A 26,329-nucleotide genomic window follows, 5' to 3' on the forward strand; every position below is an offset into this window, starting at 1 on the left:
AAGACAAGATCAAGACCCGGCTGCTCGCGTTCTCGGACGACATGGACGGCTTGCGCAAGGTGCCGGACAACGTGCCGAACAAGGAGCTGCTGGAACAGAATCTCGGCAAGTCGCTGACCAGCGTGCCCGATCCGTTCGGCACGCACCCGTCGTTCGGTGCCCACAACAATGCGCGGCTGCGCGCCTTCCTCGATACGTTCGGCTTCGACTACGAATTCGCCTCGGCGACAGACTACTACAAGGGTGGCCGGTTTGATGCGACGCTGCTCAAGGTGCTGGAGCGGCTCGACAAGGTGATGGCCATCATGCTGCCGAGCCTGCGCGAAGAGCGTGCCGCCAGCTACTCGCCGTTCCTGCCGATCTGTCCGCGCACCGGTGTGGTGCTGCAGGTGCCGATCGTCGAGCATGATGTGAAGGCCGGCACGGTGTCGTACGACGATCCCGAGACAAAGGAGCGTGTCACCGTTCCGGTCACCGGCGGGCATTGCAAGCTGCAGTGGAAGCCGGACTGGGCGATGCGCTGGACCGCGCTCGGCGTCGACTATGAGATGGCCGGCAAGGACCTGATCGACTCGGTGAAGCTGTCCGGCAAGATCTGCCAGGCGATCGGCGGCACGCCGCCGGAGGGCTTCAACTACGAGCTATTCCTCGACGACAAGGGCCAGAAGATCTCCAAGTCGAAGGGCAACGGCCTGACCATCGATGAGTGGCTGCGCTACGCCTCGCCGGAATCGCTGTCGCTGTTCATGTACCGCGAGCCGAAGGCGGCCAAGCGGCTGTATTTCGACGTGATCCCGCGCAACGTCGACGACTATCAGCAATTCCTCGACGGCTTCCAGCGCCAGGATCTCAAGCAGCAGCTCGCCAACCCGGTGTGGCACATCCATGCCGGACGGCCGCCCAAGGCCGACATGCCGGTGACGTTCCAGTTGCTGCTGACGCTGGTTTCGTCGTCGAACGCCGAGAACGCCGAGACGCTATGGGGCTTCATCGGCCGCTACCGGCCGGGCGTGACGCCGCAGACTCATCCCCGGCTCGACGCTATGGTCGGCTACGCGATCAATTACTACCGGGATTTCGTTGCGCCCACCAAGGTGTTCCGCGAGCCTACCGAGCAGGAGCGCGCCGCGCTGCAGGATCTGCGCGATGCGCTGTCGCAGCTTCCCGCAGATGCGACGGCGGAAGCGATCCAGGACGTGGTCTACGAGATCGGCCGCCGCGAGCCGTTCCTCGATCACAAGAAGACCGCCAAAGACGGCCAGCCCGGCGTCTCGCTCGACTGGTTCAACATGCTGTATCAGGTGCTGCTCGGCCAGGAAAAAGGCCCGCGCTTCGGCTCCTTCGTCGCGGTCTACGGTCTCGCCAACGCGGTGGCGATGATCGACGGCGCGCTGGCAAGGAGCGCGTAGTTACGCTTGTAACCCATGGCGTGGGTAGAGCGCAGCGAAACCCAGCTCTTGCTGAGGTAGATAGCGCAGGATGGGTTTCGCTGCGCTCAACCCATCTTGCGAGATCATGCAATTACGCCGCGCGCACCGCGGCGGAGAAGCGGTCGACCTCGGATTTGAGGTGGCGGCTTTCGCTGAGCAGGGAGGCGGCAAGTTCGTAGACGTGCGCCGACGCCGCACCGGTTTGCTCGGCACCCTCGCGCACGGTGATGATCGTCCCCGAGACTTCGCTGGCGCCGTCGGCTGATTGCCGCACGCTGCCGGCGATATCGCGCATCGCCGTTCCTTGCCGGTCGACCGCGGCGGCGATCTGATCGGAAATGTCCGAGATCTGTTGGATTGTGGCGCCGATGGTCCCGATCGCCGACACCGACTGATCAGTCGCGGCCTTCACCTGAGCGATCTGTCCGGCGATCTCCTCGGTGGCTTTGGCGGTCTGCGCCGCCAGCGCCTTGACCTCGGAGGCCACGACCGCGAAGCCGCGTCCCGCCTCACCGGCGCGCGCAGCTTCGATGGTGGCGTTGAGGGCGAGCAGATTAGTCTGCGCCGCGACCGCGTTGATCAGGTTGACGACATCGCCGATGCGATTTGCAGCGCTCGAGAGTTCCGAAATTCTGGCGTTGGTCTCCTGCGCTTGGCGCACTGCGGCGCGCGAAATGTCTTGTGATTGCCGCATCTGACTGCCGATCTGCGAAGCTGACGAGGCCACCTCCGTGCAGGCTTCCGCGGCGGATTGGGCGCTGGCGCAGGATTGCTGCGAGGTTGCGGCGACATTGCCGACGAGCTGCTGAGTCGAATCGGCGGCGCCGGCCAGTTTGCTGGCCGCCGCTTCCATCTCGGCAGAGGTGGAGGTCACGGTCTGGACGATCCGGCCGATGGCACGGTCGAGATCGTCGGCGATCTTGTGGATCTCGTCGCGGCGTTCGGCCTCGGCTCGCGCGCGTACGTCCTTCTCGGACTCCATCGCCTCGACACGCAGCGCATTGTCCTTGAAAATCTGAATCGCACGCGCCATTGCGCCGACTTCGTCGCGCCGCGTAATGGCAGGGATCGCGATCGAACGCTCGCCTTCGGCGAGCCGCCGCATCACCTCGGTCATTCGTGTGATCGGAGCGATCACGCCTCTCAGAATAGCAGTCAGCCCGACGACGAAGAGTACGAAGACGCCGGCCGAGACGCCCCATAGCAGATAGTTGAGATCGTTGACGCGAACTGCGGTAGCGGCTTCGGTGGCGGCGTTGAGCTCGGTGGTGCGCTTGACGATGTCGTCGATGATCGCACGATGCGCGGTATAGAGCGCAGTCAGTTGACCGTAGGCCAGCATCGCGGCGTCCGGATCCTTGGCGGAGAGCGCGGGGAACAGCCCGGTCTCGACCACTTCCCAGAACTGCCTGACCTCGCGATCGGAGTCCTTGATCAGCCGCGCCTTGATGGCCGAATCCAGCGGCGCGCTGCGCCAGAATGCCTGCCGCTCGTCGTAGTCTTTCTTGAGCTGTTTCAGTCGCTCGTGGTGGAGAGCGGCCGCCTCGGGGTCCTGCATCGCCATAGTGGCTTCGAGATAGGCCTCGACGACGTAAGCCGGCGGCGGAAGAATGTCGGCCACCAGATCGTTACCAAGTTTCAACTGATCGTACAGCGGACCGCCGACCTTGAGTTGCGACAGGCCATAATGACTGGCGCCGAATGCCGCGATCAGCCCAGAGCCGATGGTCAATCCAAAGAGGAGCACGGCGCGCGTCACGGTCAGTCGCATGGAATTGCTCGCGATCGATTGAAGTTATCGATGACGACTAGTTCCGACCGCTGATCGTCGCGTTAACGAGCAACATCGTGAAATGCACAGGTGCAATAACGCATTGTGTGAATAAGCAGGTAGAAACGCCGATGTCCGGCTTGCCTATATACTTGCCAATCCAGCCATCAGTCCGACTGAACTATTTGCCGCCGGCGTCGGCGGCCACCACCGGCCGCACCGCATCGCCCTCGCGCAGCAGCGATCCGGCGCGCGCGACGACGACGTCGCCTTCATGCAGGCCCTCGCGGATTTCGACATTGCCGCCGTTCATCAAGCCGACCTCGACCAGCTTGGTCTCGACGGTCTGACGCTTGACGACTTGCACGATGGTGCCGGCCGAAGAATAGATCACAGCCGTCAGCGGGACCGAGATGCCGCAGCTCTCACCGGTCTTGATCATGACGCGGCCCGAGGCGTTGGCGAGCAGCCGCTTGGTGGTGGCGATGCCGACGAAGACGTTGCCGAGCTGGCTGTTGGGCTCGACGGTGGCGGCCACCCTTCGCACCTTGCCGGTCATCTCCTCTGTGGCGCCGACGATCTTCACCGTCGCCGGCTGATCGACCGCGAGCTTGCTGAGGTTGCGCGCCGCGACTTGGCCGACCAGATCGAATTCACCGCGCGACACGATGGTGAACAGCGCCTCGCCCTTGGCTGAGGCGGGCGAGCCGATCACGGCGGTCGAACTCGACACCAACCCGGCGACTGGCGCGTTGATGGTGGTCGAGCCGTCCTGTCCGGCGACCTTCGCCAGTGCCTGACCCTGCGTCACCGCCTCGCCGGCATCGACCATCACATCGACCACCTTGGCACCCGGCCGATCGGGGCGGACCTGGACCTCGTCGCGCGGGATGAGAAAGCCCGAGGCTTCGACGATTGCCGGGAAGCAGGCTTTGGTGGCTTTCAGAACGGAAACGGCCGGTCCTTTGACGGCCTCCGAATCGTCGGCCGCGTGGGCCGGAGACATCGTAGCGATCAATGCCGCCGCGGCCACGATGGTACACGCGCAACGCGCTGTGGGGCGGGAGAGATCGCACGCAATCGTCCTACGCATCATTCGTCCTCGTTCCCGCAACTTCCCGACCTGGCCCATGGCTACGGACAAGCTAATTCTAGCCAAGCGAGCCAACTTCGCCAAGCAGCGGAAGGTCGCTCGATTGCAATGACTCACCACGTCATTGCGAGGAGCGTAGCGACGAAGCAATCCAGCTCGGTGGACCGAGCTGGATTGCTTCGCTTCGCTCGCAATGACGGTTAGAACATCATCCTCATACCTTACGTGCAGCGATGCTCCGCACGTTATTGGTGTCGGCTACGCCGCGATCGGTTTCGCGCCACCGCAGAATTTCGACGGCTGGTATCGGATGGCCGAAGCCTTTCAGCGTCAGCGGCGCGATCGGCCGCGCTTCGGCGAAGTTCTCGACGACGGCGTAAGCACGCTGGCTGACGATGATCTGGCCCGGCGCCGCCTCGGCGCACAACCGTGACGCCAGATTGGTGACGCTGCCGATCGCCGCATATTCGAGCCGGCGCTCGAAGCCGACCTGCCCGATGGTGGCGTAGCCGGCGGCGATGCCGATGCCGAAGCCGAGGCTGTGGCCGCGGTGGCGCCAGCGCGCGGTGAGTTCGCCGAGCGCGTCGCGGATGTCGACCGCCATCTTGACGGCACGGCTCGTGTGGTCGGGTAGCGGCAGCGGCGCGTTGAACAGCACCATGACGCCGTCGCCGGCGAAGCGGTCGAGCGTACCCTCGTAGCGGAAGATCAGTTCGCCGAGCGCCTTGTGATACTCGCGCAGCACGTTCATCGCTTCTTCGGGCTCGGCCGCTTCGGTGAAGGCGGTGAAGCCGCGCAGGTCGCAGAACACCACGGTGACTTCGCGGCGATGGCTGTCGAGCAGCTTGTCGTGGCCGTCCGACGCGGCGATCAGCTGCGCGACCTGAGGTGCCAGAAAGCGCTCAAGACGCCGCGTGCGCTCGAGCTCGGTGAGTTGAACGGCGACACGGTCCTCCAGCGACTTGTTCCAGTCGCGAAGCTGATCGGTTTGCTGCTGCAGCTTGTGGGCCTGCTGCTGCACCGTCGCATGGGCGGCGGCGAGTTCGCGGCCCTTGTTGTCAACCTCGTGGAAGAGCCGTGCATTGCGCAGTGCCAGCACGGCCTGATGAGCGAAGGTGCGCATCAGGGCGACCAGATTGGCTGGGAAGTCGCCCTCACTCTTGCGCAGCACCACCAGCGCGCCGAGCGTGCTTTGCTGGTCGACCAGCGGGACGACCAGCACAGCGGCAAAGCCGGCGCTGAGCGCAAGTTGCTTCAGCGGATGATCGGGCGCATCGGCCAGACGGCCGATGACGACCGGCTCGCCGGCTTCGGCTGCGTCGCCGAGGATGCTGCCGTCCGCGGCGATTGCCGCATAGGCGGCACCGGCGGTCGCCGAAATTCCGTGTGCCTCGCTCAGCGTGAAGCACTTGGACGCGGCGTCGTAGCCGTAGATCAGCACTGCGTCGGCGCGGGTAATATCGAGCGCGCGGTCGGCGATGGTCGGCAGCACCGCGGCGGGATCGAGCGAGGCGGCGACGGCGCGGCCGACCTCTTCAAGCGCCTTGAGTTCGGCGATCGAGCGTTCCAGATCGCGGGTACGGGCCTCGACCTTGCTCTCCAGCCCCGCATAGGTCTCCTGCAGCTGTCCGGCCATCGAGTTGAACTGATCGGCCAGCTCCTGCAACTCGTCCCCGGTGCGGACTTCGATGCGCTGGCCGAAGTCGCCGGCGCCGAGCCGCTTGGCGCCGGCGTGCAGCGCCTCGATCGGCACCAGCATCCGGCGAGCCAGCACCATGCCGGCGATGGTGGCGACGACGAGACCGAAGCCGATCAGCAGCACCGTGCGGATCAGCACGTCCTCGACCGGCGCAAAAGCCTGGCTGCGCGGCTGTTCGAACAGCACCGCCCAGCCGAGCCGCGGCACCGCGTCCGCGGCCGCCAACACGGCGTTGCCGTCGGCATCCCGGCCGCCGCCTTCGGCGTGGCCGTTCTTCAACGCAGCGGCGACCTGCGGCAGCGCGGCGCGGTCGTCACCAAGGACAGCGGCGCTGCCCGAACTCGCCACAACCAGGCCGCTGCTATCGACCACATAGGCTGTGCCGATCTTGCTGATCCTGGCGTCGCCGACGAACTGAGACAGGAAACGCAGGTCGATCTCCGCCAGCGTCACCGCCGGATCGCGGCCGGAATGCGCCACCGCGATCGTCATGTAGGGCCGGCGGTCACGCAAGTAAGCGCGGCCGAAACTGGAGCCGCGCTCGATCGCGCGGGCGATCTGCGGGTCCTTGGAGAGATCCTGGCCGCTGCCGATGGCGATGCCGGTCCGCGTCAACCGCAGCGCCTCCTGGCCGGCGCCGTCGACCAGCACCAGCTGGGTTATGGCCGGCACCTGCTGCATCAGCGCCGTGTAGTCGTCGCGGCGCTTGTCCAGCGTGGCGACGCTGGCGCGCGTCACCCAGCTGATCTGGCGCTCCAGATCGGTCATCGCCTGTTCGATGCGCCGCGCCGTGGTATCGGCCTTCTCGGCCATCGCGCCGAGCAGCGCGGTGCGGCTTTGCCGGTAGCTGAACCAGATTTCCAGTGCGCCGTTGACGGCCAGCACGAACACCACCAGCCCGACCAGCGAGACGACGTATTTGGCGAACAGACCGCCGCGCCGTGCGCCGATGATCGTGGTGAGCCCTGCCATCCGTGTCCTTCTGCAGCACGAAGCGGCCCGGAGGGCCGGATCTCCGCTAACTGCGGCAGAAGTTCTTACCACAGATTGGCCGGCCAGGCCTGCCTCCCGGGTGGCAGCCGGCGTCCGCACGGGAAAGGCCCGACCGGTGCACGAGATCAGCGGCTGAACAGCTGCTTCATGATCGAGTTCATGGTGGCGTCGTTGTCGCGCGGCGCGGGGTCGGGGGCAGGCGGAGCGCCTTGCGGCGGCGCGCCGCGCGTGACGCCGAGGCCGCCGCCGCTCAGGCCCTGCTGGATCAGCCGGCCGAGGCTGTCACCGAGGGCGCCGCCCAGTGCGTCGCCACCGGGCGAGTCCGCACCGCTCTTGCCGCCCAGCACTCCGAATAGCCCTTTGCCGACCTGGCGCAGCCGCGCATAGGCGGCGGCGGGATCGTCGAGGATGCCGGCGGTGTCGGGGAAGATGCGCGGACTGGCCCATGGCCCTTCGATCACGACCGGGATGCCGAAGCCGATCGGTTGAGCCGTCTCGCTTTGGCCGGCTTGCGGCGTTTGGCCCTGCGTCGTCAGCACCAGCTTTGGTTCGACCTTCAGCGCCAGCGTTTTGGCAGCGACATCGATCGTGCCGGCGCCGGTCATTCGCACCAGCGGGCCGGCGAGCGTGAGGTCCGACGTCTGCGCCTTGCCCTGATCGAGCCGGAACGAGGCGGCGAGCTGGGTCAGGTCGGTGACTTCGTCGCGGGACTGCTGCCAGCCGTCGAGCGGACTCGATATCAACGACCTGATCATGCCGGCGACATTGACGCCGCGGATCTGGCCATCGCGCACTGTGACGAAGGTGGTGCCGGAGAGCGTCGTCATCAGGCCGCGCAGGCTGTCGCCGCTGGCCTGCAGCGCCAACTTGGCCTGCAGCTTGCCGTCGAGCCGGTCGAAATCGGTGGCCGCGCGTAGCAGCGGCAGTGCGCGGATGCCGTCGAGATCGCCGCTGAGCGTGAGGGCCGGCACGCGGCCCGACGCGTCGATGACGATCCGGCCTGTGGCCGTGCCGCCATAGGCGCCGAGCTGGGATGTCTGCGCGCCCAGCACGCCGTTGCTCAGCTTGGCGTCGAGCGCGACGGGCGCCAGATGAACCGCGCCGGCATCGAATTCCGCCGCCGACAGCCGCAGCTCGGCATCGACATAGTTGAGGCCGGTGAGATCGAACCGCGCGTCGCTCCACGGCGCGCCCGGCGGTGGCGCCGGCCTTCTGGAAGCGGGCAGCTCCAGCCGGGAGAAGTCGAGATCGAGCTTGACCTGCGGCTTGCCGCCGAGATCGGCCGACGCCCAGCCGTTGAACGTGCCGTCGCCGAGCGAGCCCGACAGGTTGTTGATCTGCAGCAGCGGGCCGCGCCGGCGCAGTTCGGCCTTGGCGGCGAGTTTGGCCGGCAACAGATCGGGCGCGTCGAACTTGAATTCGACCGGCGTGGGCTGGCTGGCGTCCTCGGGCAGCGCTGCGGTGATATCGAACTGCAGTGCTTTGTTGTCGAGCCGCGCGCCGCCATGGGCGCTCATGTGGCGCGCCGCGTCGATGTCGATCGTGGCGTTGATCGGCGTGATGCGGTTCTCGACCGCGTCGGCGGCGTTGGCCAGGATCACCGTGCCGTCCTCGACCACGATGCGGGTGATGGTCGGCTGCGCGCCGGACCTGGCCTCCTTGCCGCGCGGAGAAATGGGCACGGCAGGTGCGGCGGCACGTCGGCGTAGCAGCGGGACGCGAACGACCGGCCGGGTCACAGTGAGTTGGCTGACCTCGGGTTTACCGGACAACACGCTGCCGAGCGGCAGCTCGGCGCGGAGTTCGGCAATATCGATCTGAGGTGCCTGGGTATCGGCGGGGTCGCGCAGCTTCACCTCGGTGAGCGTCAGGCCCGGCCGTGGAAATAGCGACAGCCTCCCGGCGCCGCCGATGTCGATGCGGTAGCCGGTCTCCGACTCCACGCGCGACTGGATCGCGGCCGTCAGCGCGCCCGCCGGAAGTCCGACGACCATCAGCGCCAAAGCGGCGACGATCAGCAAGGCGAGGAGGGCTGCGGCAATTTTGCCGATCTTCATCTCGATCTATCCCCAACCGGGAGACGCCTGTGCCACCCGCCGCGGCGGCGAGTACCCGAGCGTCTATTTACGTCACCGGGCGTGTCGATCCAAAGGCAAACTCCGCCACGTCTGCGACATCACAACCAGACACCTGCACGGTCGCACAGCTAAGCGCGGGGAGCCCAAAATTCTGTGACCCATGACACGGTCCGGCTTGAACCGGAGCGGCAGCTCCACCGACACAACAGTAAGGGAGTGCCTCATCGCGATGAGTACACAAGCAGAGTTCGCGGTGATGCTGAAGATGAACCCGCTGTTTGCCGATCTGCGGCCCGAAGAGCTGCAGCGGATCGCCGGGCTGTGCCACACCCGCGAGCTTCAATCCGGCGAGGTCCTGTTTCAGAAGGGCGACGAGGGCGACGCCCTGTTCGGTGTACGCCGTGGCCTGGTCCGGATCGAGACCGGCGCCTCAGACGGCTCCCGCCTGACGCTCAACTATCTGGGCCCCGGTGATCTGTTCGGTGAAGTCGCCGTGCTCGACGGCCAGACCCGGACAGCCGATGCCACTGCCGGCGAGCCGACCGAGCTGTTCGTGCTCCGTCGTGAGGATTTCCTCGGCCATCTCGAGCGCGAACCCAAGGTCGCGGTCAAGCTGATCGCGCTACTCTGCCAGCGCATCCGCTGGATGAGCGAACGCATGGAAGAGTCGGTGCTGCAGCCGTTGCCGGTGCGGCTGGCGCGGCGCCTGTGCGCACTGGCGGCCGACTTCGGCTCGGAGGTCCATATCTCCCAGGAGCAGCTCGGCGTCTATGTCGGCGCCGCCCGCGAGAGCGTCAACCGCCAGCTCCAGACGTGGCGCAAGGACGGCATCCTCGACTTGCAGCGCGGGCGAATCCTGATGAAGAACATGAGCCGCCTGACAGCGATGGCGCGCGATCAGGAGCGGTGAGGCGGCACCGCCTCTCCCGGCGTCATACGCGGGCTTGACCCGCGTATCCATCGCGCGGAGCGCGAAGTCGAAGCAGCTTACTCGTGAAGAGGATGGATCGCCGGGTCAAGCCCGGCGATGACGTGATCACTTGCTTCGCTGGGCTCGCATGCCGTTGGTAGGTCGGCTGCTACTTACTCCGCCAGAACGAAACGCCCCGCGCCGGCTGCGGCGGAGCCGGCTCCGACTTCGACGGCTTCTGTGGGGCCTTGGCGGCGTCGGCTTCGCCCTCGTGATGATGGCTCAGCACCATCTTGCCGACTTTCCAGAACGCATTGGCGACATCGTCCATCATCATGAAGACGGCGGGGACGAAGATCAGCGACAGCACGGTGGAGAAGATCAGTCCGCCGATCACCGCCAGCGCCATCGGCGAGCGGAATTCGCCGCCGTCACCGAACGCCAGCGCGCTCGGCATCATGCCGGCCACCATGGCGATGGTGGTCATCACGATCGGCCGGGCGCGCTTCTGGCCGGCGTCGATGATCGCTTCTTCGCGGTTCTTGCCTTCGCGGATCGACTCGATGGCGAACTCGACCAGCATGATGGCGTTCTTGGTGACGATGCCCATTAGCATCAGGATGCCGATCCACACCGGCGTGGTGAGCTGCTTGCCGGTCAGCAGCAGCGCGCCGATGGCGCCGCCGATCGACAGCGGCAGCGAGAACAGGATGGTGATCGGCTGCAGGAAGGTGCCGAACAGCAGCACCAGCACCGCATAGACCATCATCAGTCCGGCCGTCATTGCGGTGGCGAAGCCTTCGGACAGTTCGTTGAGGCTTTCGGCGTCGCCCGACGGACTGACGCGGACGCCCTTGGGCAACGACTTCATCACCGGCAGATCCTTGATCTGCTTGTTGGCGTCGCCAAGCGCCGCGTTGCCGACGAGGTCGGCGGCGACCAGCGCCTGACGTTCGCGGTCGTAGCGGTTGATGCTGGTCGGTCCCTGGTCGAACTTGACGTCGGCGATCACCGACAGCGGCACCGAGCCGCGGCCGCCGAAGATCGGCACCTGCAACTGCTCCAGCGTCGGCAGGCTGCCGCGGGCCGTGTCCTCGAGCTGCACCCTGATCGGGATCTGGCGGTCACCGGTGTTGAACTTGGCGAGCGCCGGGCCGACATCGCCGATGGTGGCGACACGGATGGTCTCCGACAGGCTCTCGGTCGACACGCCGAGCCGTGCGGCGAGATCGGCGCGCGGCTGGATGCGGAGTTCGGGGCGGTCGAGCGAGGTCTCCGAAATGACGTTGGAGACGATCGGAATGCGCTTCATCTGCGCCGCCAATTCCTGGGCGACGTTGTTGACGATGTTGCTGTCGGCGCCGGTCACCACCAGCGAGATCGCTCGCAGGCCGTTCTCGTCGAGGAACCAGTAGCGGATGTCGGGGACCTGATCGAGGTCTTTGCTGATCGCGACTTCGAGGTCGCGCTGGGAGATCGAACGGTCGTGCTTGGGGGTGTAGTTGATGATCAGCGCGGCGCGGCGGACTTCCTGGATGCCGGGCGGTACACGGCCGCCGTCGACGAATACGCTCTTCACTTCGGGCCGCTTGCGCAGCAGGGCCACGATGTTCTCGGTGGTCTTCTCGGTGGTGCCGATCTGGGTGCCCGGCGGCAGCTCCATCGCCATCACGGAGCGGGCGGAGTCCTGCGCCGGCAGGAAGCCTTGCGGCAGCAGCGTGATGCTCCAGATCGAGGCGGCGAAGATGCCGAGACCGATCAGCACCGTGATGTAGTGATGCTTCACCGACCAGGTGACGATGCTGGTGTAGGCCTGGAGGATCTTTCCCGGCGGCTTCTCTTCGTGCGGTGCATCCTTGAGGAAGTACGCGGCCAGCATTGGTGTGACGAAGCGGGCGGCAAGCAGCGAAAAGAACACCTGCACCGAGACGGTGATGCCGAACTGCTTGAAGAATTGCCCGGCGATGCCGGACATGAAGCTGGCCGGCGCGAAGATCGCGATGATGGTCAGCGAAATCGCGATCACCGCGAGGCCGATCTCGTCGGCCGCCTCGATCGCCGCCTGATAGGGCGTCTTGCCCATCCGCATGTGGCGGACGATGTTCTCGATCTCGACGATGGCGTCGTCGACCAGAATACCCGTCGACAGCGTGATTGCCAGGAAGCTGACGAGGTTGAGCGAGAAACCGAGCAGGTCCATCGCCCAGAATGCCGGGAAGATCGACAGCGGCAGCGAGATCGCCGCGATGATGGTGGCGCGGAAGTCACGCAGGAACAGGAAGACGATGATGACCGCGAGCGTCGCGCCTTCGAACAGCCGCCAGATCGCGGCTTCATAGTTGCCTTTGGTGTAGTCGACCGAGGTGTCAATCAGCTTGAGATCGACGTCGGGGTACTGCGTCTTCAACGCATCGATGCGCTTCTGCACGGCCGCTGCGACGACGACATCGCTGGCGCCCTTGGAGCGCTTGATGCCGAGCGCCACCACCGGCTCGCCGTTGAACCGCGCGAAGGTGCGGCGGTCGGCGATGGTGTCGGTGACGGTGCCGAGATCGTCGAGCCGGATCTCGCCGCCGCTGTTGAGGCTGATCATGGTGCCGGCGAGATCGTTGAGCGTCTTGGCGCCGGCCAGCGTGCGGATCGCCTGATCGTTCTTGCCGATCTCGGCGCGGCCACCGGCGAGGTCCACATTGGTGCCGCGCAGCCGGCGCGACACGTCGAGCGCGGTCAGGCCCGCGGCCTTGAGCCGGTCTGGATCGAGCGAGACCAGGATCTCGCGCTCGACACCGCCGATGCGCTCGACCTGGGCGACGCCGCGCACGCCCTGCAGCGCGCGCTTGACGACGTCGTCGACGAACCAGGACAGTTGCTCCGGCGTCTTGCCGGGCGAGATCGCCGCATAGGTGACGATCGGCAGGCCGATGACGTCGACGCGCTGGATCAGCGGTTCGGTGACGTTCTGCGGCAGGTTGCTGCGGACGCGGGTGACGGCGTCCTTGACGTCGTTCAGCGCGCGGTCGGTGTTGGTCTCGAGGGCGAACTGGATGGTGGTGACCGAGAGGCCGTCGGTGATCGACGAGGCGATGTGGCGCACGCCCTCGACGCCCGACACCGCGTCTTCCACCGTCTTGGTGACCTGGGCCTCGAGCTCCGCCGGCGCGGCGCCGAACTGCGCCACCGCCACCGAGATCACCGGAATGTCGGCGCTCGGCAGCCGCGTCACCGCCAGCTTGGTGAAGCTGATCCAGCCCAAAGCCAGCAGGATGATCGAGAACACGATCGACGGCAGCGGATGCCGGATCGACCAGGAGGAGACGTTGAGGGCCATTAGCGTGCTCGCGATCGATCGGTTTCGTCGAGATAGGTCGGCTTGATCAGGTCGCCGTCGTGCAGTGAGGTGCCGGCGTCGGCGACGACGCTCTCGCCCTCGCGCACACCTTCCAGAATCTCGGTGGCGACGTCGGACGACAGCCCGACTTTGACCTTGCGGGTCTCGATGGTGTTGCCCTTCACCACCTGCACTGTGGCGTGGTCGATGGCGGTGCGCGGGATGGCGACGCCGCAGCTGCGACGCGCGTCGATGGTGACGCGGACGAACATGCCGGATTTGAGCGAGGGCGTGTTGGTGACCGAGATGCGGACATGACCGAGCTGCGAAGCGCGGTCGATCTGCGGCGCGGCGAGCCGCACTTTGCCGATCAGATCGGTGCCGTCGTCGCGGCGAATGCGCGCGGTGGCGCCGGGGCTGACTTTGAGCACATGGACGCTCGGCACTTCGGCGTCGACTTCCAGCTCTCCTCCGACCGCGATGCGAACGACCGGACCTGCGGCCGGTGAGGCGGGGGCGCCCGGAATGGTGCGAACTTCGGTGACGAGGCCGGCCATCGGCGCGCGCAGCGACTTCTGCCCGGAGGCGCCGATGGTGCGAACCAGCTCCTGATTGTCGCTGACGACATCGCCCTCGCGCACCAGCACGTCGCTGACACGGCCGTCGCTGTCGGCGATCACCACCGCCTCGCGGCGCGGCACGACGAAGCCGGTGACGCGAACCTGGTCGGAGAAGCAGGCGTTGGTGGCTTTGGCCACCGTCACCTGCACGCCGGTCGGCGCAGCCTCGGTCTTCACGGCTTTCTCCGCCCGGGCGGGCGCACACGCAAACGCGGCCACGATGGCTGTGGCCGTCAGCGCACGAAGCATTCCGGAGGCGGGGATAAGGAGGCGACGGGGCGAGGCGACGATCTCTGCGATCTGGTTCGTCCACGCCTTGATCATGAATCGACTCTGATCATGGAACTACTCACTGCATCGTGCCGCGGTTCGGCGGCGCAATCTACACGCCGCCCCGGACAGGCAAAAGAGCAAAAGCGGCTGGTTGCGGGGTGGAGCGCCACGGCATGCGGCTCGGCAGCGACGTGATACCGTCCAGGTATCAGTTGCTGCCAGCGCCTCACACTGTCACTAAGCGATCAGCCTGCGCCAGTCGTTCGCAAACGAATTATTTGGACGCGGTGTTCTGCGTGCTCATGTTCACGACCTGCACCCGCCGGTTGACGGCGTCGGCCGGATGTGCGGCGTCCTTCAGCTTGCTCTTGCCGTAGCCGACCGCGACGAGATCGCCGCTGGCGAGGCCGTATTTTTCCATTAGCACGCGCTTGACGCTTTCTGCGCGGCGCTCTGACAGATCCTGATTGTAGTGGTCGCTGCCGACGCCGTCGGTGTGGCCGGCGACCACGAAGGTCGATCCCTTCAGCACCGGATCGGTCAGCGCCTTGCCGAGCGCTGCCACCGTCGCTTCGGCCTGGCGGCTGATATTGGCGGAGTTGTAGTCGAAGTTGATTTCGAGGTCGATGTTCGGCTTGTCCTTGGTGACTTCGGCGATGTGCTCGCGCTCGCTCGAGGACAGCGACCGCGTGGTGCGGTTGCGCAGCGTATCGACGAACTTGGTTTCCGCCGGATCGGCCACAGGGCGCGGCGCCGACAGGCTGCGGGTCAGCGGCTTCTTCGGCGACAGCGCGTTGACGATGCGATCCGCGCTGACGTCTTCGGCGAATGCCGCGCCGGCGCCGATCGCCAATGCGGCCACGGCGACCAGGGCCGACCGCAGCCGAGTGTTGTTTCGGGATGTTGAAATCGCGCGCATATCCTTACCCCCTTGTGAAGCGATCCATCAGTCGCCTCGAAATTGGTCGTGGTTCGATAAGTCCGCTCGTCTCAGTCGTCGCCCGCGCTGCGGCGGAGGTTCAATCGTCCGAGCGCTTTCAGTCTCGATTATCGTCGCTCAGCGAACGCCGTAGCTGGCGAATTCCTTGCCGATATTCGGGTCCAGGCCTTTTGCGGTATTGATGTCGATCTCGCCATCGACCTTCTGGCCGCTGCGCAGCCGCGCCAGGCCGCGGCCATACAGCGACGAGGTCAGGCGCGGATTGATCCGCAGCGCCGCATCGAAGTCGGCGATGGCTTTGGCGTTCTGTCCGTTCTTGAGGTTCAGCAGGCCGCGGCTGTCGAGCGCGTCGACGAAGTTGGGCCGCAGCCGCAGCGCTTCGTCGCAGTCCTTCTGCGCGGCGCCGAGATCGTCCACGACGGTACGAACGAAGCAGCGATTGTTGAACGCCTCGACGTCCTTCGGATTGAGCCGGATGACTTCGTCGAAATCCTTCAGCGCGAGCCGGTAGGCGCCCTTGCTGGCATAGACCTGACCACGTCGATACAGCGCATTGCCGTCGGACGGGTTGTCCTGAATACGTCCGTTCAGCGTCTTGATGGTGGGGTCGTCCGCCAGCGCCATCTCGAGATTGGCCTCGTTGCGGCGATCGTCTGGCTTGTCGGCCTTCACGGCGCCGTCGTCATTGGCTTTCGCCGCGTCGGCCGGTTTGGCAGCGGGTTCTGCAGGCTTGGCGACTGGTTCCGGCGGCTTCGGCTTGTCTTCGGCAACCGGCTGTGTCGGCGGCGTTGCCGGTTTGGCGGGTGGAGTCTTGACCTCGGGTTCCTTGGTCGGCGGCGTTTCGGCCGGCGGGGTGCGCTCGGCGACCGGCGCTTTTGGCGGCTCCGGTGCGACCTTCGGTCCCGGCACGAACGAGAAATCGTCGGCGAGCGAGGACGAGATCAGCGGCACTTGTTCGCTCCGCGAGGCGCGGGTGACGCCGACCCGGGTGCGGTTCAGCGTCTCTTCGGCGCTGATGCCGGGGACGCGAATTTCCTTGAGAAGCTCGCCGACGAACAGGCCGCGATCATTGCCGTTCTCGCTGATCACCGAACTCAGCGCCGCGGAGTACATCACCAGCGAGCCGCCCGGCGCAACGATCGGCGCCAATCCGGCCGAGAAGCTGCGGAAGCGGCGCTCGAACGGGTTGCGGCGCGAGGCGTCGATCAGCGCGATCTTGACCTTAGCGCCGCGGCTGTTGAGTTCGCCCAGCACGGTCTCGAGGCTGATGCCGTCGCGCCGCACGTCCGGCTCTGTCCAGATCTGCGCATCGACCGGGATCAGATAGCTCTGACGCGCGGACTGGATGCCGTAGCCGCTGAAGAACACCAGCGCGGCGGAGCCGGGCTTGGTGCGCTCATAGAGGCGATTGAAAGCGCGCCGCATGGCGTCGCCGGTCAGGTTCTCGCCGAGTTCCACATCGAAGCCGTCGCGCTTCAACTCCTCGCTGAGGTCGCGAGCGTCGTTGACGGGTTCTTTCAGCGGTTTGTCGCTGTCCGGGTATTTGGCGTTGCCGATCACCAGTGCGACTCGATTGCCCGATCCGTCGGCGGCGTAGGATCGCACCGCCGGCGTCACTAACAGGATGAGAAGAACGAGCAGCGCAGTCCGAATTTTCATGTCGACGCCAGTCCTGGAATACCGAGCCACCTGCCTGATCACGCCGGGAAAGTCGTCACGATCGGCCCGCCTTCATAAACTGAAACTGGCCTCATCGCTATTGTCAATCAACGCTGAACCGAACGGCTACGGCACTTGGTTACTTGGAGCGTTGTCGTGACGATTTCCCGACGGCTGGGTGACACGGACTATTCGGCGCGAAGATGCCGTCCCGGGCCGGCACGGAACGATTGTTCGGCGCGCGGCTTCTGCGCAACGAGGGCAGCATCTTGATTGTCGGCCGAGCGGCCGTCCTGGTGCGCGGCTCAGTAACTGATTCCGAGCATCAGGACGAAGTGCCGGCCCGACCAATCCCGTGTGGCATCGCGGCGCATCCGGGCCATATCGTAGTGCGAGGTGCGGTACCGCGCCCGGTCGACGGAGCGCCCATAGACCAACCGCGGCGTAGTTGCCGCGCTCTCCCGCTTGACCGAAGCCGGGACTCCCGAAGCGCTGGGCGCCGGCTGCGCCGCGCGCTGCACCGAGGCTGGAGGCGTGCCGACCAGAGCAGGGTCTCTGGCCGTCGATGACATTGCAGGAACAGGCGCGCCCGCCGCTTCAGCCGGCAGGGACGTCGCCGGCGTACCAACGGCTTCGGCAGCTGATTGGGCGAGATCCTGTGCGATGACATCGAGCTGGACCGGCATCGGTACGGCTGCATTGCTGCCGACCGCGGCCTCGGTCGCTGCCGGCATTGCGATGATCAGCGCAGCGGCGAAGCAGGCGGAACTTATCGTGCCGAACCGCTGTCGCCACGGCTTTGAGGATTCCACGCTTGCGTACTTCGCACTCATCATCCGTCCTTTCGTCTCGCCGGTCAGAAGCCGACGCCAATCATGGTGGAGCCGCCGCCGTGGCCGCCACCGCTCGGCCGCGACGATGCCTGCTGGCGCGCCCGCGGCTCTGGTCGCGGCCGACGCTCTTCGGCTTCGCGGCGCTGCGGCTTGCGGCGAACAGCAGGCCGCTCGTCTTCATCGTCGTCGCGGTCACGGCGCTTGGCGGCCTTCGGCTCGTCCTTCTTGTCGGCCGCGACGCAGACGTCGCCCTTGGCGATCTCGCCGGATTTGCACTCCAGCGGGCAGACCCGGCCGGATTCCTTGCCGAGGTCGGCCACCAGCGTCTCTGTGACGCTGACGTCCTCGGCCGGCTTGCCCTTGGTCGACAGATAGCGGCCGAGCGCCGCCTTGGTGCCGCCGCCGAGCGAGCCATCCGGCTTGTCGCCGAAGCACCCGATACGGGCGAGTTCGGTCTGGGCGGCGCGGACCAGCTTGGGCGAGTTGGGCTGCCTCGCGGCGCGCTCGTCGGCTTCGAGTTTGAAGCGGTCGATGGCTGCGGCGATCAGCGGCTTGACGCGGTCGCAGCTCGCCGACTTGGCGAAGCCCTTGAGATCGTCGAGGCCGGAGCCTTCGCTCCCCTTGGCCTTGAGCGCATCGAACCGAGCCTGCTCGTCTTTGCAGACGGCTTCCTGCGCGGCCGCAGCGGCTGCCTTGCGGCGTTCGTCCTCGGCCTGGCGGGCCTGGCGTTCGCTTTCCTCGCGCAGCCGCGCGGCTTCCGCCGCGGTTTTCCTTTGCTCGGCCTCGTCGGCCTTGCGTTTGGCCTCGGCGGCTTTGCGCTCGGCCTCTTCGGCTTTGGCGCGTGCTTCGGCTTCGGCCTTCTTGGCGCGCCGCTCTTCGTCCTCACGCTGGCGCTGCGCGGCTTCCTCGGCCTTCTTCTGCTGCGCTTCGATCCGCTTCAGCTCGGCGGCGCGCTGAGCCGCATCTCGCTCCGCGCGGGCGCGGTCCTCGCGCTCGCGGACGATCTGCTGCAGCACGTCGATGCGGTTTTTCGCGGTGATCGCCAGCGGCGAATCCGGATAGCGACGGATGAATTTCTCCAGCGCCGAGATGTCGTTGCCGTCCTTGATGCGATCCCACTCCAGCGCCTCCTTGGAGCTTGGCTCGCGGCCGGGCGCGATCGTGTCGGGCGGCACCGCGGCGGTCTTCACGCCGCCGGCACCGGGCGCGTTGGTCTCCGGCTTCGGCACCTGATCGGTCAGGCTGGCGATCTGGGCGCGGGCGAGGTCGGCGTAGAAGCCGGTCTTGTAAGTATTCAGGAAGGCTTCCCAGGCGCGGCGTGACCCGATCTTGGCGACCAGATCGTAGTCGGCCTTGACGTCGCTGGCCGTCGGCTCGGATGCCACGGCAGGCGCCGGCACCAGCGAAATGTTGCCGCCGCCGAGCGATCCATAGACGAACGGCTCCTGACGATTGCCGGTGGCCTTCAGCACATCGTCGCGCACCCGGCCGAACGCCAGGCGGATATCGAGGCCCGGGACCGTCAGGTTTTTCAGGATCGCGGTGGTAAACGGGCTGTGGTCGCCGGCGCCGTCCTCGGCGGTGGAGCCGGCCTTCGCCGCGTAGGCGATCAGCGTGTCGGTCGAGGTCGGCTCGACCTTGCCTAGGCCGGAGCTCACGGCCCGGCTGGCGACCTTGCGCTCGCGCCGCATCCGCGTCGTGAACGGATTGTCGCGGCAGGCATCGAGGATCAGGACCCGCAACTTGCCGGCTCCATCCGCGGATGTCACCAGCCGATCGAGCGGGATGGCTTCGTCCTCGGCGTCGCGGTCCGAGGCGAGCTTGGCGTCGATCGGGATCAGGTAGTTGGTACCGCTGATCTCGATGCCGTGGCCGGCATAATAGATCGCCGCGATCTCGGCCTGGTCGGCCGCGAGCTCGAACTTGCGGATGGCACGCTTGAAGTCGAGGTTGCCGGTATTGACCACCATGGTGACGTCGAAGCCGGCGTCCCTGAACATTTGGCCGACCGAATCGGCATCGCGCGCCGGGTTGGGCAGTTGCGGCACGTTCTGATAGCTCGAATTGCCGATAACCAGGGCCACCCGCTTGGCGTCAGCAAATGCCTCGCCCGGGCTCAGCGCCGCCAGCGCGGCGCCGATCAGCGCAGCGAGCGGTGAGATGAGCTTAAGGCCGAGGCGCTTCATCGCGGCTGTCCCAGGCGTCCCGTGCGGGGCAAGGTCTTGTTCGGCAAAGTCTTCTGCCGTCGTGGAATCGAGCGAAATATCGAGCGACGAAGTTTAAGTCGTGAACATTGGTATTTAAGCCCGGTCTGTCGCCGGCTTGAGCTCGGTGTCGAGAGGCGGTTCAATCGGCGCCCTCAGCTGTCGAGCATCTGCTACCAGGATAGACCGTTCAGAAGTCGATTATTATCTATTGATCCTATCGCCGCGCCGCCCGGCGATCAATCATTCGGACGGCGCGCCTAACTACTGTGAGCGGCATCACTTAGCGGCCTGGTCTCGCTCCGCCATATTGACGATCTGGACGCGACGGTTCTCCGGGCCCATCGGATCGCTCGGATCCTTGAGCTTGGACTTGCCATAGCCCGCCGAGATCAAATGGTCCGCCGGAATTTTATAGCGTTCGATCAGATACTTCTTCACGGCTTCGGCGCGGCGCTCCGACAGTCCTTGATTGAACGGTTCGCTGCCCTTGGCGTCCGTGTGACCCGCCAGCATGACGATCGCGCCCTGCAGGTCGCTGCTGGTCAGAGCCTTGCCGAGATTGTCGAGCTGCGGCTCGGACTTAGGCGTGATCGCCGCAGAATTGTAGTCGAAATTGACTTCCAGATCGATGGTCGGGCGCTTGGCGGCGATGGCTGCCATCTGCTCGCGGTCGCCGGCCGAGAGTGATCGGGTTCTGCTGATTCGCTCGACCGCCGCGCGGTCCTCCTGTGTAGCAGCCGGGCGATCGCCGCTCAGGCTGCGCGTCTTGGTAGCCTTGAGCTGATCGCGAATTTGCTCGGCAGTCAGCTCTCCGGCGCTGGCCGGCAGCGTCATTGCGAGCCCGGCCAGGGCGACGATGGCGCTCAGTGTGGTCTGATATTTCCTCTGAATTATCATGATCATCTCCACTGTCCGGTGGCGTTGCCGCGTCTGGCGGGTCGTAGTCCCCGCAGCTGTCGAACCTAGTCTGTTGGCCCGCAAGGGCTGTGATCTGCCTCACGCTTCTGCTGCTGAGCTAAGGCCTCGTTGAACGTAGCCGGTGGTAACTGTTAGCGACTCATCAGTTCCGGCCCGTAGACATTTAGACCCGCGAATTGGACGCTGCTAGATGGTTGGACGTTCAATCGGGGCCGGTTCAAGCCGTCCGAAGTCCACTGTCGGTAGTCAGGTCTGGTTACAAAATTGATTTTACCATGAACCGGTTATAGTCACTCGGCCGGCACTCTTTGAGGCTTCGATGCACTTTACCTATTGGCTCGGTTATCTGTTACCTAGCAGGTAACAGATAGCTATTTGTTTGTTGCGCTAACAACACACGGGGCGGCTTTGTTTTGTTCTGCCCGAGTTGTGCGGGGTGGCAGCCTTTCCCTCAGAACGCGAAATACCTAGAAACGATTCGAGGCGCCGCGCTCGTCGTGCGGTCGTACGTATACTGTTCGTGCATTATCGGTGGGGGTCGATAGACATGCGAAATAATCGCACCAAGATTTTAGCTGGCTTCGCGTTTGCGATGATGGGCTCAGTTTCGAGCGGGGCGTTCGCTGCGTGCGTTACAGCGCAGACTGGCACGCCGAGCGCGAACCTATCGGCCCTTGCGGGCCCTGCCGGCTCAAGTGCCGCCTCTCTGGCGGGCGCCATTGGAAATGCTAACACCGCCTTCCTGACGCAGCAGGGTAGCGCCTTTGTATCGGCGCCGGCGAACCCGGCTCCTGAGCAGCCAGGCGGCGGGATCTGGGCTCGTGCCGTAGGTGGTGAAGTCACTCTCAAGTCGACCTCGACTTCGACACTGGTCGCAGTCCGAACGCCTCCCGACGGCACTACCAATCAGCTCACCTCGTGTAACGACAGTCAGCGCCAAAGCTTCGCGGGTGTGCAGGTCGGTGCCGATATCGCTCGCCTGAACTGGGGCGGTTGGAACGTCCATCTCGGCACCACGGCCGGGTATCTCGGCTCGAAGTCCAATGACAGCAACGGCTACAGTAATTCCTACCAGATTCCGTTCTTCGGCACCTATCTGGCCGCGACCTATGGCCGCTTCTTTGCCGACGTTATGGTTCGGCAGGAGTTCTACAACGTCGACCTCGGCAATGCGACGGCGACCTTCTTCGATCGTCCGGTCGGCGCTCATGGCTACTCGATTTCGACGTCGGCCGGCTACAACGTCGCGCTGGCTAATAACTGGTTCATCGAGCCGTCAGCCGGTTTCATCTATTCCAAGACCCGGGTCGACGACTTCACATATTCGGGCACGGCGCTGCTGGGCATCGGCGGCACGGTTTCGACCGACGACATTGCCAGCGAGATCGGCCGGCTGAGCATGCGGGCCGGGACCGTGATCGCGACGCCGAACGTGGTCTGGCAACCGTTCGCGTCGGCCAGCGTGTTCCATGAGTTCGCCGGCAACGTCCGGACAAACTTCACGGCGTTCGCCAACAATGGCTTTTTCAACAACAATCCGTCGACCTACAATCAGCAGACGCTGACGAGCCGGGTCGGCACCTACGGCCAGTATTCGCTCGGTATCGCCGGGCAGGTTGTCAACACCGGCTGGCTGGGATTCCTGCGGGTCGACTATCGCAACGGCTCGAATATCGATGGTTGGACCGGCAATGCTGGCCTTCGCTATCAGTTCGCGCCGGAAGTGATTGCCTCGGTCATGCCCGTCAAGGCCAAGGCCGCTCCGCATCCGGTGATCGCGCCGACCAATTGGACCGGCTTCTACATCGGCGGCTTCGCCGGCGGTGCCTATGGCCGCACCGACATCGGCTTCCTCGGAGCGCCGACTCAGGGCAGCAAGCCTTACGTGTTCGGTCCGCTCGGCGGTGGCCAGATCGGCTACAATTATCAGTTCGCCAGCAACTGGGTGTTGGGTGTCGAAGCCGACGCCGGCGCGGCGCACATCAAGGGCGGTCGCACCGCCGGGCCTGCCACGGGCCTGGATGCCTTCGGCACCCCGGTCGGATTCTCGCCGGCCTACTTCACGCTCGAAGATCACACCAACTGGATGGCGACCGCGACGGCTCGCGCCGGCTATTCGTGGGGTCGCACGCTGTACTACGTCCGTGGCGGTGCCGCCTTCGAGGACAGCACGGTATCGGCAAACTGCTCGCTTGGCCCGACCGCTTCGTTGGGTGGCGGCGCCCGCGTCTGTCGCAACCAGGCGCTGCTGCAGACCGCCGGCTTCGACAGTGGTCGCCACACGCGCACCGGCTGGCTGATCGGCGTCGGCACCGAGTTCGACCTCGGCAAGAACTGGTCGGCCAAGACCGAATACAACTACATCGACTTCGGCAGCCGCGATGCGCTGGCCAGCGACGGCACCACGATCCTGACCGAGAAGGCGACCGTCAGCCAGGTCAAGGTCGGCCTGAACTATCGTTTCTCGCCGACGGCAATCGTTGCCAAATACTGATCGCTGAGCAGCATTTGCTGCTCACAACGGTCGCTCTTCGATGCGTCATGGCCGGGCTTGTCCCGGCCATCTGCGTTTTTGGCCGTTTCTCCGATGCTCGGCACCAGGCTGTGCAACACGTAAAACGACGCGAGGCTGGATGTACTAGCCAAGCTTTCTGGTGGCGGCGAGAAGCTTGGCGAGAAGACGCGCTCAGGCCGGTTCGGTCCGGTGCCGCAGAATCGTCGTCTCCTCCGCCGCGTGGCTCGACTGGATCAAATCAAGATGCTGTTCGATCGCCGCGATTGCCGCGGTGAAGGCGGCGAGTTGCGGCTCCGATAGGCAGGACAGGATCTCCCGCTCCTTGCGCTTCAGCCGTGGCACCAACTCCTCATACAGCGTGCGTCCCGCAGAAGTGAGTTGCAGCCGGAATTCGCGGCGGTCTTCGGCATTCTCGACGCGTTCGATCAGTTCGCGCTCGAGCAGCGTCGTCACGGCGCGGCTGATGGTCGATTTGTGGGTGCGGGTGCACTGGGCGATGAACTGCGCCGTGCAGGCGTCGCCGCGGAAGCCGAGCGTCGCCAGAATGCGCCAGCCCGGAATGTCGAGTCCGTAGCGCTCGCGATACTCCTCCGCCAGCGCTGCGCTGACTTCGGCGGCCAGCCGGTTCAGCCGGAACGGCACGAAGGTGAACAGGTCGAGCTCCGAAACAGGCCCGTCCGGCTGCGCGGCAACGCCGGCTCCGCGCGCCGGCGCGAGCGCAATTTCCGCTGTGCCCTCAGGCGGCTGCTTCAACTGAGGCTTCGGTCTCGCCAAAATTTTCTCCGGGCCGGCTTGCGTGCCGCCGCGTCTGCGGCTTAGATGGTTGCAAATGAAACTATCATGCAGGAGGACGCCTTGGCCAGCGCTTTGGCAGACGCCCATAGGCAGGAAGGCTGACCCCGATGGACCGTCAGCATTTCCAGTTCGGCTATCGCCGTCACCCTGATCAGGACGCCGCCCAGCCTGTCCAGCACCCGGTGGTGATCGTCGGCGCCGGCCCTGTCGGCCTGTCGCTCTCTATCGATCTGGCGCAACGCGGCCAAAGCGTGGTGCTGCTCGACGACGCCGACCGCATCGGCGAGGGCTCGCGGGCGATCTGCTTCTCCAAGCGCGCGCTGGAAGTCTGGGACCGCCTCGGCGTCGGCGCCCGCATGGTCGACAAGGGCGTTGTCTGGCAGGTCGGCAAGGTGTTTCGCCGGGACGAGATGGTCTATCGCTTCGACCTGCTGCCCGAGACCGGCCACAAGATGCCGGCCTTCATCAATCTGCAGCAGTACTACGCCGAAGCGTTTCTGGTCGACCGCGTCCAGCAATTGCCGCAGATCGATCTGCGCTGGCGCAACAAGGTGACGGCGCTCGATCAGCACAACGACCACGCAGTGCTGACCATAGATACACCCGATGGGCCGTATCGTCTGGCTGCCGAGTATGTCGTCGCCTGCGACGGCGCCCGGTCGGCGCTGCGCGGCATGGTCGGCGCCGAGTTCGAAGGCGAAGTGTTCGAGGATCAGTTCCTGATCGCCGACGTCAAGATGACGGCTGAGTTTCCGACCGAGCGCTGGTTCTGGTTCGATCCGCCGTTCCACTCCGGCCAGTCGGCGCTGCTGCATCGCCAGCCCGACGATGTCTGGCGAATCGATCTGCAGATCGGCCCCGACGCCGACCCGGCTATCGAACGCCAGCCCGAGCGGGTGCGGCCGCGGATCGAGCGTATGCTCGGCCATGGCGACTTCTCGTTCGAATGGATTTCGATCTACAAATTCCAGTGCCGGCGGATGCAGCGCTTCCTGCATCAGCGGGTGATCTTCGCCGGCGACTCGGCGCATCAGGTGTCGCCGTTCGGCGCGCGTGGCGCCAACTCCGGCCTCGAAGATGGCGAGAACCTCGCCTGGAAGTTGGCGCTTGTCCTGCGCGGCGACGCGCCGGCCAGCCTGCTGCAGAGCTATGAGGCCGAACGCGGCCAGGCTGCCGACGATAATATCCGCCACTCGACGCGCTCGACCGATTTCATTGCGCCGCATTCGCCGCAGGAGCGCCGGCTGCGCGACGCCGTGCTGGCGCTCGCCCAGGATGTCGACTTCGCCAAGCGCATGGTCAACGCCGGCCGGCTGTCGACGCCGACGGTGTACGATTCGCCGCTGTCGACGCCCGACAGTGATAACTGGCAGGCCGGACCGAAGCCCGGTACCGCGCTGCTCGATGCGCCGCTGCGCACGGCCGACGGCGCGGCCACGTTCCTCAGCGAGGCCTTTATCGCGGCCGGCAACAACTTCACGCTGCTCGAGCGCGCCAATGGCGGCGCTCCGCCGCTGCCGGCCGGCGTCCGCCACATCCGCATCGGCGACGACGCGGCGCTACGCGATCCCGAGGGCGCATTCGCCAAGCGCTACGACGCCGCGCCCGGCACCGCCTATCTGCTGCGCCCCGACGGCTACGTCGCCGCGCGCTTCCGTCATCCGACCGCCGCCGCGCTCGACGCGGCGCTGGCGCGGGCGAGCGGACGATGAGGTCGCAACGATGATTTGTCCTAAGAACCTGCGAAGCGCGCCTAACCTCTCCCCGCGTGCGGGGAGAGGTCGACCGGCGAAGCGCAGCGACGCCGGTCGGGTGAGGGGGCGTTTCCACGCTGCCGAGCCGCTCAGACTTGCGGAGGCGCCCCCTCACCCCAACCCTCTCCCCGCGCGCGGGGAGAGGGAGCGTGCCGCAGCTTGCGGAGGTGGTCGATGACGACAGCGCTCTCCACCGCCAGCAACTTCGCTGATCCGGATTCCGCGTATCGTCTCATCGTCGAGGCACATCGCGGCCTCAGCGACGACAGCAGCGCTGCACTCGATGCGGCGCTGGTGCTGATCCTCGCCAATCACATCGGCGACCTCGCCGTCCTGCGTGACGCGGTGACGCTGGCGAAGCGGCGGGTGGTGGAGGGGAAGCGGGAGTAATCAGTCAGACAAGACCTGCAAGACTTTGCAACGAGATCACCCTCTCGTTCGTCATTCCGGGGCGCGCGAAGCGCGAGCCCGGAATCCATAACCACCGCCGGGAGTATGGATTCCGGGCCCACG

Annotated in this window: 17 protein-coding genes; 5 read left to right on the top strand and 12 right to left on the bottom strand. The window is 65.6% G+C overall.

Features of this window, described 5'->3' with window-relative positions; all coding sequences use genetic code 11:
- The coding region (locus I5M_RS04270) for a lysine--tRNA ligase (RefSeq protein WP_022720271.1) at positions 1–1,409 on the top strand (1,409 nt) is incomplete at its 5' end.
- Positions 1,410–1,521: 112 nt separating this feature from the next.
- On the opposite strand, the gene I5M_RS04275 is transcribed toward I5M_RS04270, so the two are convergent.
- The 4 genes from I5M_RS04275 to I5M_RS04290 form a co-directional block, all read right to left on the bottom strand.
- The gene (locus I5M_RS04275) at positions 1,522–3,201 is read right to left on the bottom strand and encodes a methyl-accepting chemotaxis protein (RefSeq protein WP_022720272.1); all 1,680 of its coding nucleotides are present in this window, start codon (positions 3,199–3,201) and stop codon (positions 1,522–1,524) included.
- A 181-nt stretch (positions 3,202–3,382) separates the two neighbouring features.
- Positions 3,383–4,294 (bottom strand): efflux RND transporter periplasmic adaptor subunit, encoded by a 912-nt coding sequence (locus I5M_RS04280; RefSeq protein WP_031335335.1) that lies wholly within the window; start codon positions 4,292–4,294, stop codon positions 3,383–3,385.
- A gap of 214 nt (positions 4,295–4,508) precedes the next feature.
- Entirely contained in the window at positions 4,509–6,965 is a 2,457-nt protein-coding gene (locus tag I5M_RS04285) for an adenylate/guanylate cyclase domain-containing protein (RefSeq protein WP_022720274.1), read from the bottom strand.
- Between the two features lie 146 nt (positions 6,966–7,111).
- Positions 7,112–9,043, bottom strand: coding sequence for an AsmA family protein (locus I5M_RS04290; RefSeq protein WP_022720275.1), 1,932 nt, complete (start codon positions 9,041–9,043; stop codon positions 7,112–7,114).
- A gap of 250 nt (positions 9,044–9,293) precedes the next feature.
- On the opposite strand from I5M_RS04290, the gene I5M_RS04295 reads away from it, so the two are divergent.
- On the top strand, positions 9,294–9,974 hold the full coding sequence (locus I5M_RS04295; RefSeq protein ID WP_022720276.1) for a Crp/Fnr family transcriptional regulator: 681 nt from the start codon (positions 9,294–9,296) through the stop codon (positions 9,972–9,974).
- A gap of 169 nt (positions 9,975–10,143) precedes the next feature.
- Here the strand turns inward: I5M_RS04295 and I5M_RS04300 are convergent, their stop codons facing one another.
- The 7 genes from I5M_RS04300 to I5M_RS04330 all read right to left on the bottom strand — a co-directional run bounded on the left by I5M_RS04300 (position 10,144) and on the right by I5M_RS04330 (position 20,731).
- On the bottom strand, positions 10,144–13,302 hold the full coding sequence (locus tag I5M_RS04300; protein WP_022720277.1) for an efflux RND transporter permease subunit: 3,159 nt from the start codon (positions 13,300–13,302) through the stop codon (positions 10,144–10,146).
- Positions 13,302–14,186 carry an efflux RND transporter periplasmic adaptor subunit gene (locus tag I5M_RS04305; protein WP_376738662.1) on the bottom strand — a complete coding sequence of 295 codons (885 nt, stop codon included), beginning with the start codon at positions 14,184–14,186 and terminating at the stop codon, positions 13,302–13,304. Before I5M_RS04305 ends, I5M_RS04300 begins: the two co-directional genes overlap by 1 nt.
- A 283-nt stretch (positions 14,187–14,469) precedes the next feature.
- Positions 14,470–15,114, bottom strand: coding sequence for an OmpA family protein (locus I5M_RS04310; protein ID WP_022720279.1), 645 nt, complete (start codon positions 15,112–15,114; stop codon positions 14,470–14,472).
- A gap of 138 nt (positions 15,115–15,252) precedes the next feature.
- A complete protein-coding gene (locus I5M_RS04315) occupies positions 15,253–16,794 on the bottom strand; it encodes a caspase family protein (RefSeq protein ID WP_022720280.1) in 1,542 nt (513 codons plus the stop codon).
- Positions 16,795–17,099: 305 nt separating this feature from the next.
- Positions 17,100–17,627, bottom strand: coding sequence for a hypothetical protein (locus tag I5M_RS04320; RefSeq protein WP_148287821.1), 528 nt, complete (start codon positions 17,625–17,627; stop codon positions 17,100–17,102).
- A gap of 23 nt (positions 17,628–17,650) precedes the next feature.
- On the bottom strand, positions 17,651–19,813 hold the full coding sequence (locus I5M_RS04325) for a caspase family protein (RefSeq protein ID WP_022720282.1): 2,163 nt from the start codon (positions 19,811–19,813) through the stop codon (positions 17,651–17,653).
- A gap of 297 nt (positions 19,814–20,110) precedes the next feature.
- Positions 20,111–20,731 carry an OmpA family protein gene (locus I5M_RS04330; protein WP_031335338.1) on the bottom strand — a complete coding sequence of 207 codons (621 nt, stop codon included), beginning with the start codon at positions 20,729–20,731 and terminating at the stop codon, positions 20,111–20,113.
- 616 nt (positions 20,732–21,347) lie between these two features.
- Between I5M_RS04330 and I5M_RS04335 the strand changes: the two genes are divergently transcribed.
- Complete coding sequence (locus I5M_RS04335) at positions 21,348–23,246, top strand: autotransporter domain-containing protein (RefSeq protein ID WP_283804860.1); 1,899 nt, start codon at positions 21,348–21,350, stop codon at positions 23,244–23,246.
- 192 nt (positions 23,247–23,438) lie between these two features.
- Here the strand turns inward: I5M_RS04335 and I5M_RS29165 are convergent, their stop codons facing one another.
- Positions 23,439–23,990, bottom strand: a complete 552-nt coding sequence (locus I5M_RS29165) for a MarR family transcriptional regulator (protein WP_051048655.1) — start codon at positions 23,988–23,990, stop codon at positions 23,439–23,441.
- Between the two features lie 179 nt (positions 23,991–24,169).
- Here I5M_RS29165 and I5M_RS04345 point away from each other — a divergent pair, with 179 nt between their 5' ends.
- Together I5M_RS04345 and I5M_RS04350 are read left to right on the top strand one after the other, a co-directional pair.
- Positions 24,170–25,774: an FAD-dependent oxidoreductase gene (locus I5M_RS04345; protein ID WP_022720286.1), complete on the top strand. Its 1,605-nt coding sequence runs from the start codon at positions 24,170–24,172 to the stop codon at positions 25,772–25,774.
- A 216-nt stretch (positions 25,775–25,990) separates the two neighbouring features.
- Positions 25,991–26,206 (top strand): DUF2783 domain-containing protein, encoded by a 216-nt coding sequence (locus I5M_RS04350; protein ID WP_022720287.1) that lies wholly within the window; start codon positions 25,991–25,993, stop codon positions 26,204–26,206.
- The last annotated feature ends 123 nt before the right edge of the window (positions 26,207–26,329 follow it).

The sequence above is a fragment of the Rhodopseudomonas sp. B29 genome (assembly GCF_000333455.1).
GTDB lineage: Bacteria > Pseudomonadota > Alphaproteobacteria > Rhizobiales > Xanthobacteraceae > Rhodopseudomonas.

Excerpts from the sequence above, each read along its gene's own strand:
- I5M_RS04300 (WP_022720277.1), bottom strand. The coding sequence starts at position 13,302 with ATGGCCCTCAACGTCTCCTCCTGGTCGATCCGGCATCCGCTGCCGTCG.
- I5M_RS04310 (WP_022720279.1), bottom strand. The coding sequence starts at position 15,114 with ATGCGCGCGATTTCAACATCCCGAAACAACACTCGGCTGCGGTCGGCC.
- I5M_RS04285 (WP_022720274.1), bottom strand. The coding sequence starts at position 6,965 with ATGGCAGGGCTCACCACGATCATCGGCGCACGGCGCGGCGGTCTGTTC.
- I5M_RS04325 (WP_022720282.1), bottom strand. The coding sequence starts at position 19,813 with ATGAAGCGCCTCGGCCTTAAGCTCATCTCACCGCTCGCTGCGCTGATC.
- I5M_RS04295 (WP_022720276.1), top strand. The coding sequence starts at position 9,294 with ATGAGTACACAAGCAGAGTTCGCGGTGATGCTGAAGATGAACCCGCTG.
- I5M_RS04335 (WP_283804860.1), top strand. The coding sequence starts at position 21,348 with ATGGGCTCAGTTTCGAGCGGGGCGTTCGCTGCGTGCGTTACAGCGCAG.
- I5M_RS04350 (WP_022720287.1), top strand. The coding sequence starts at position 25,991 with ATGACGACAGCGCTCTCCACCGCCAGCAACTTCGCTGATCCGGATTCC.
- I5M_RS04280 (WP_031335335.1), bottom strand. The coding sequence starts at position 4,294 with ATGCGTAGGACGATTGCGTGCGATCTCTCCCGCCCCACAGCGCGTTGC.
- I5M_RS04315 (WP_022720280.1), bottom strand. The coding sequence starts at position 16,794 with ATGAAAATTCGGACTGCGCTGCTCGTTCTTCTCATCCTGTTAGTGACG.
- I5M_RS04290 (WP_022720275.1), bottom strand. The coding sequence starts at position 9,043 with ATGAAGATCGGCAAAATTGCCGCAGCCCTCCTCGCCTTGCTGATCGTC.
- I5M_RS04345 (WP_022720286.1), top strand. The coding sequence starts at position 24,170 with ATGGACCGTCAGCATTTCCAGTTCGGCTATCGCCGTCACCCTGATCAG.
- I5M_RS04275 (WP_022720272.1), bottom strand. The coding sequence starts at position 3,201 with ATGCGACTGACCGTGACGCGCGCCGTGCTCCTCTTTGGATTGACCATC.
- I5M_RS04330 (WP_031335338.1), bottom strand. The coding sequence starts at position 20,731 with ATGATAATTCAGAGGAAATATCAGACCACACTGAGCGCCATCGTCGCC.
- I5M_RS04320 (WP_148287821.1), bottom strand. The coding sequence starts at position 17,627 with ATGAGTGCGAAGTACGCAAGCGTGGAATCCTCAAAGCCGTGGCGACAG.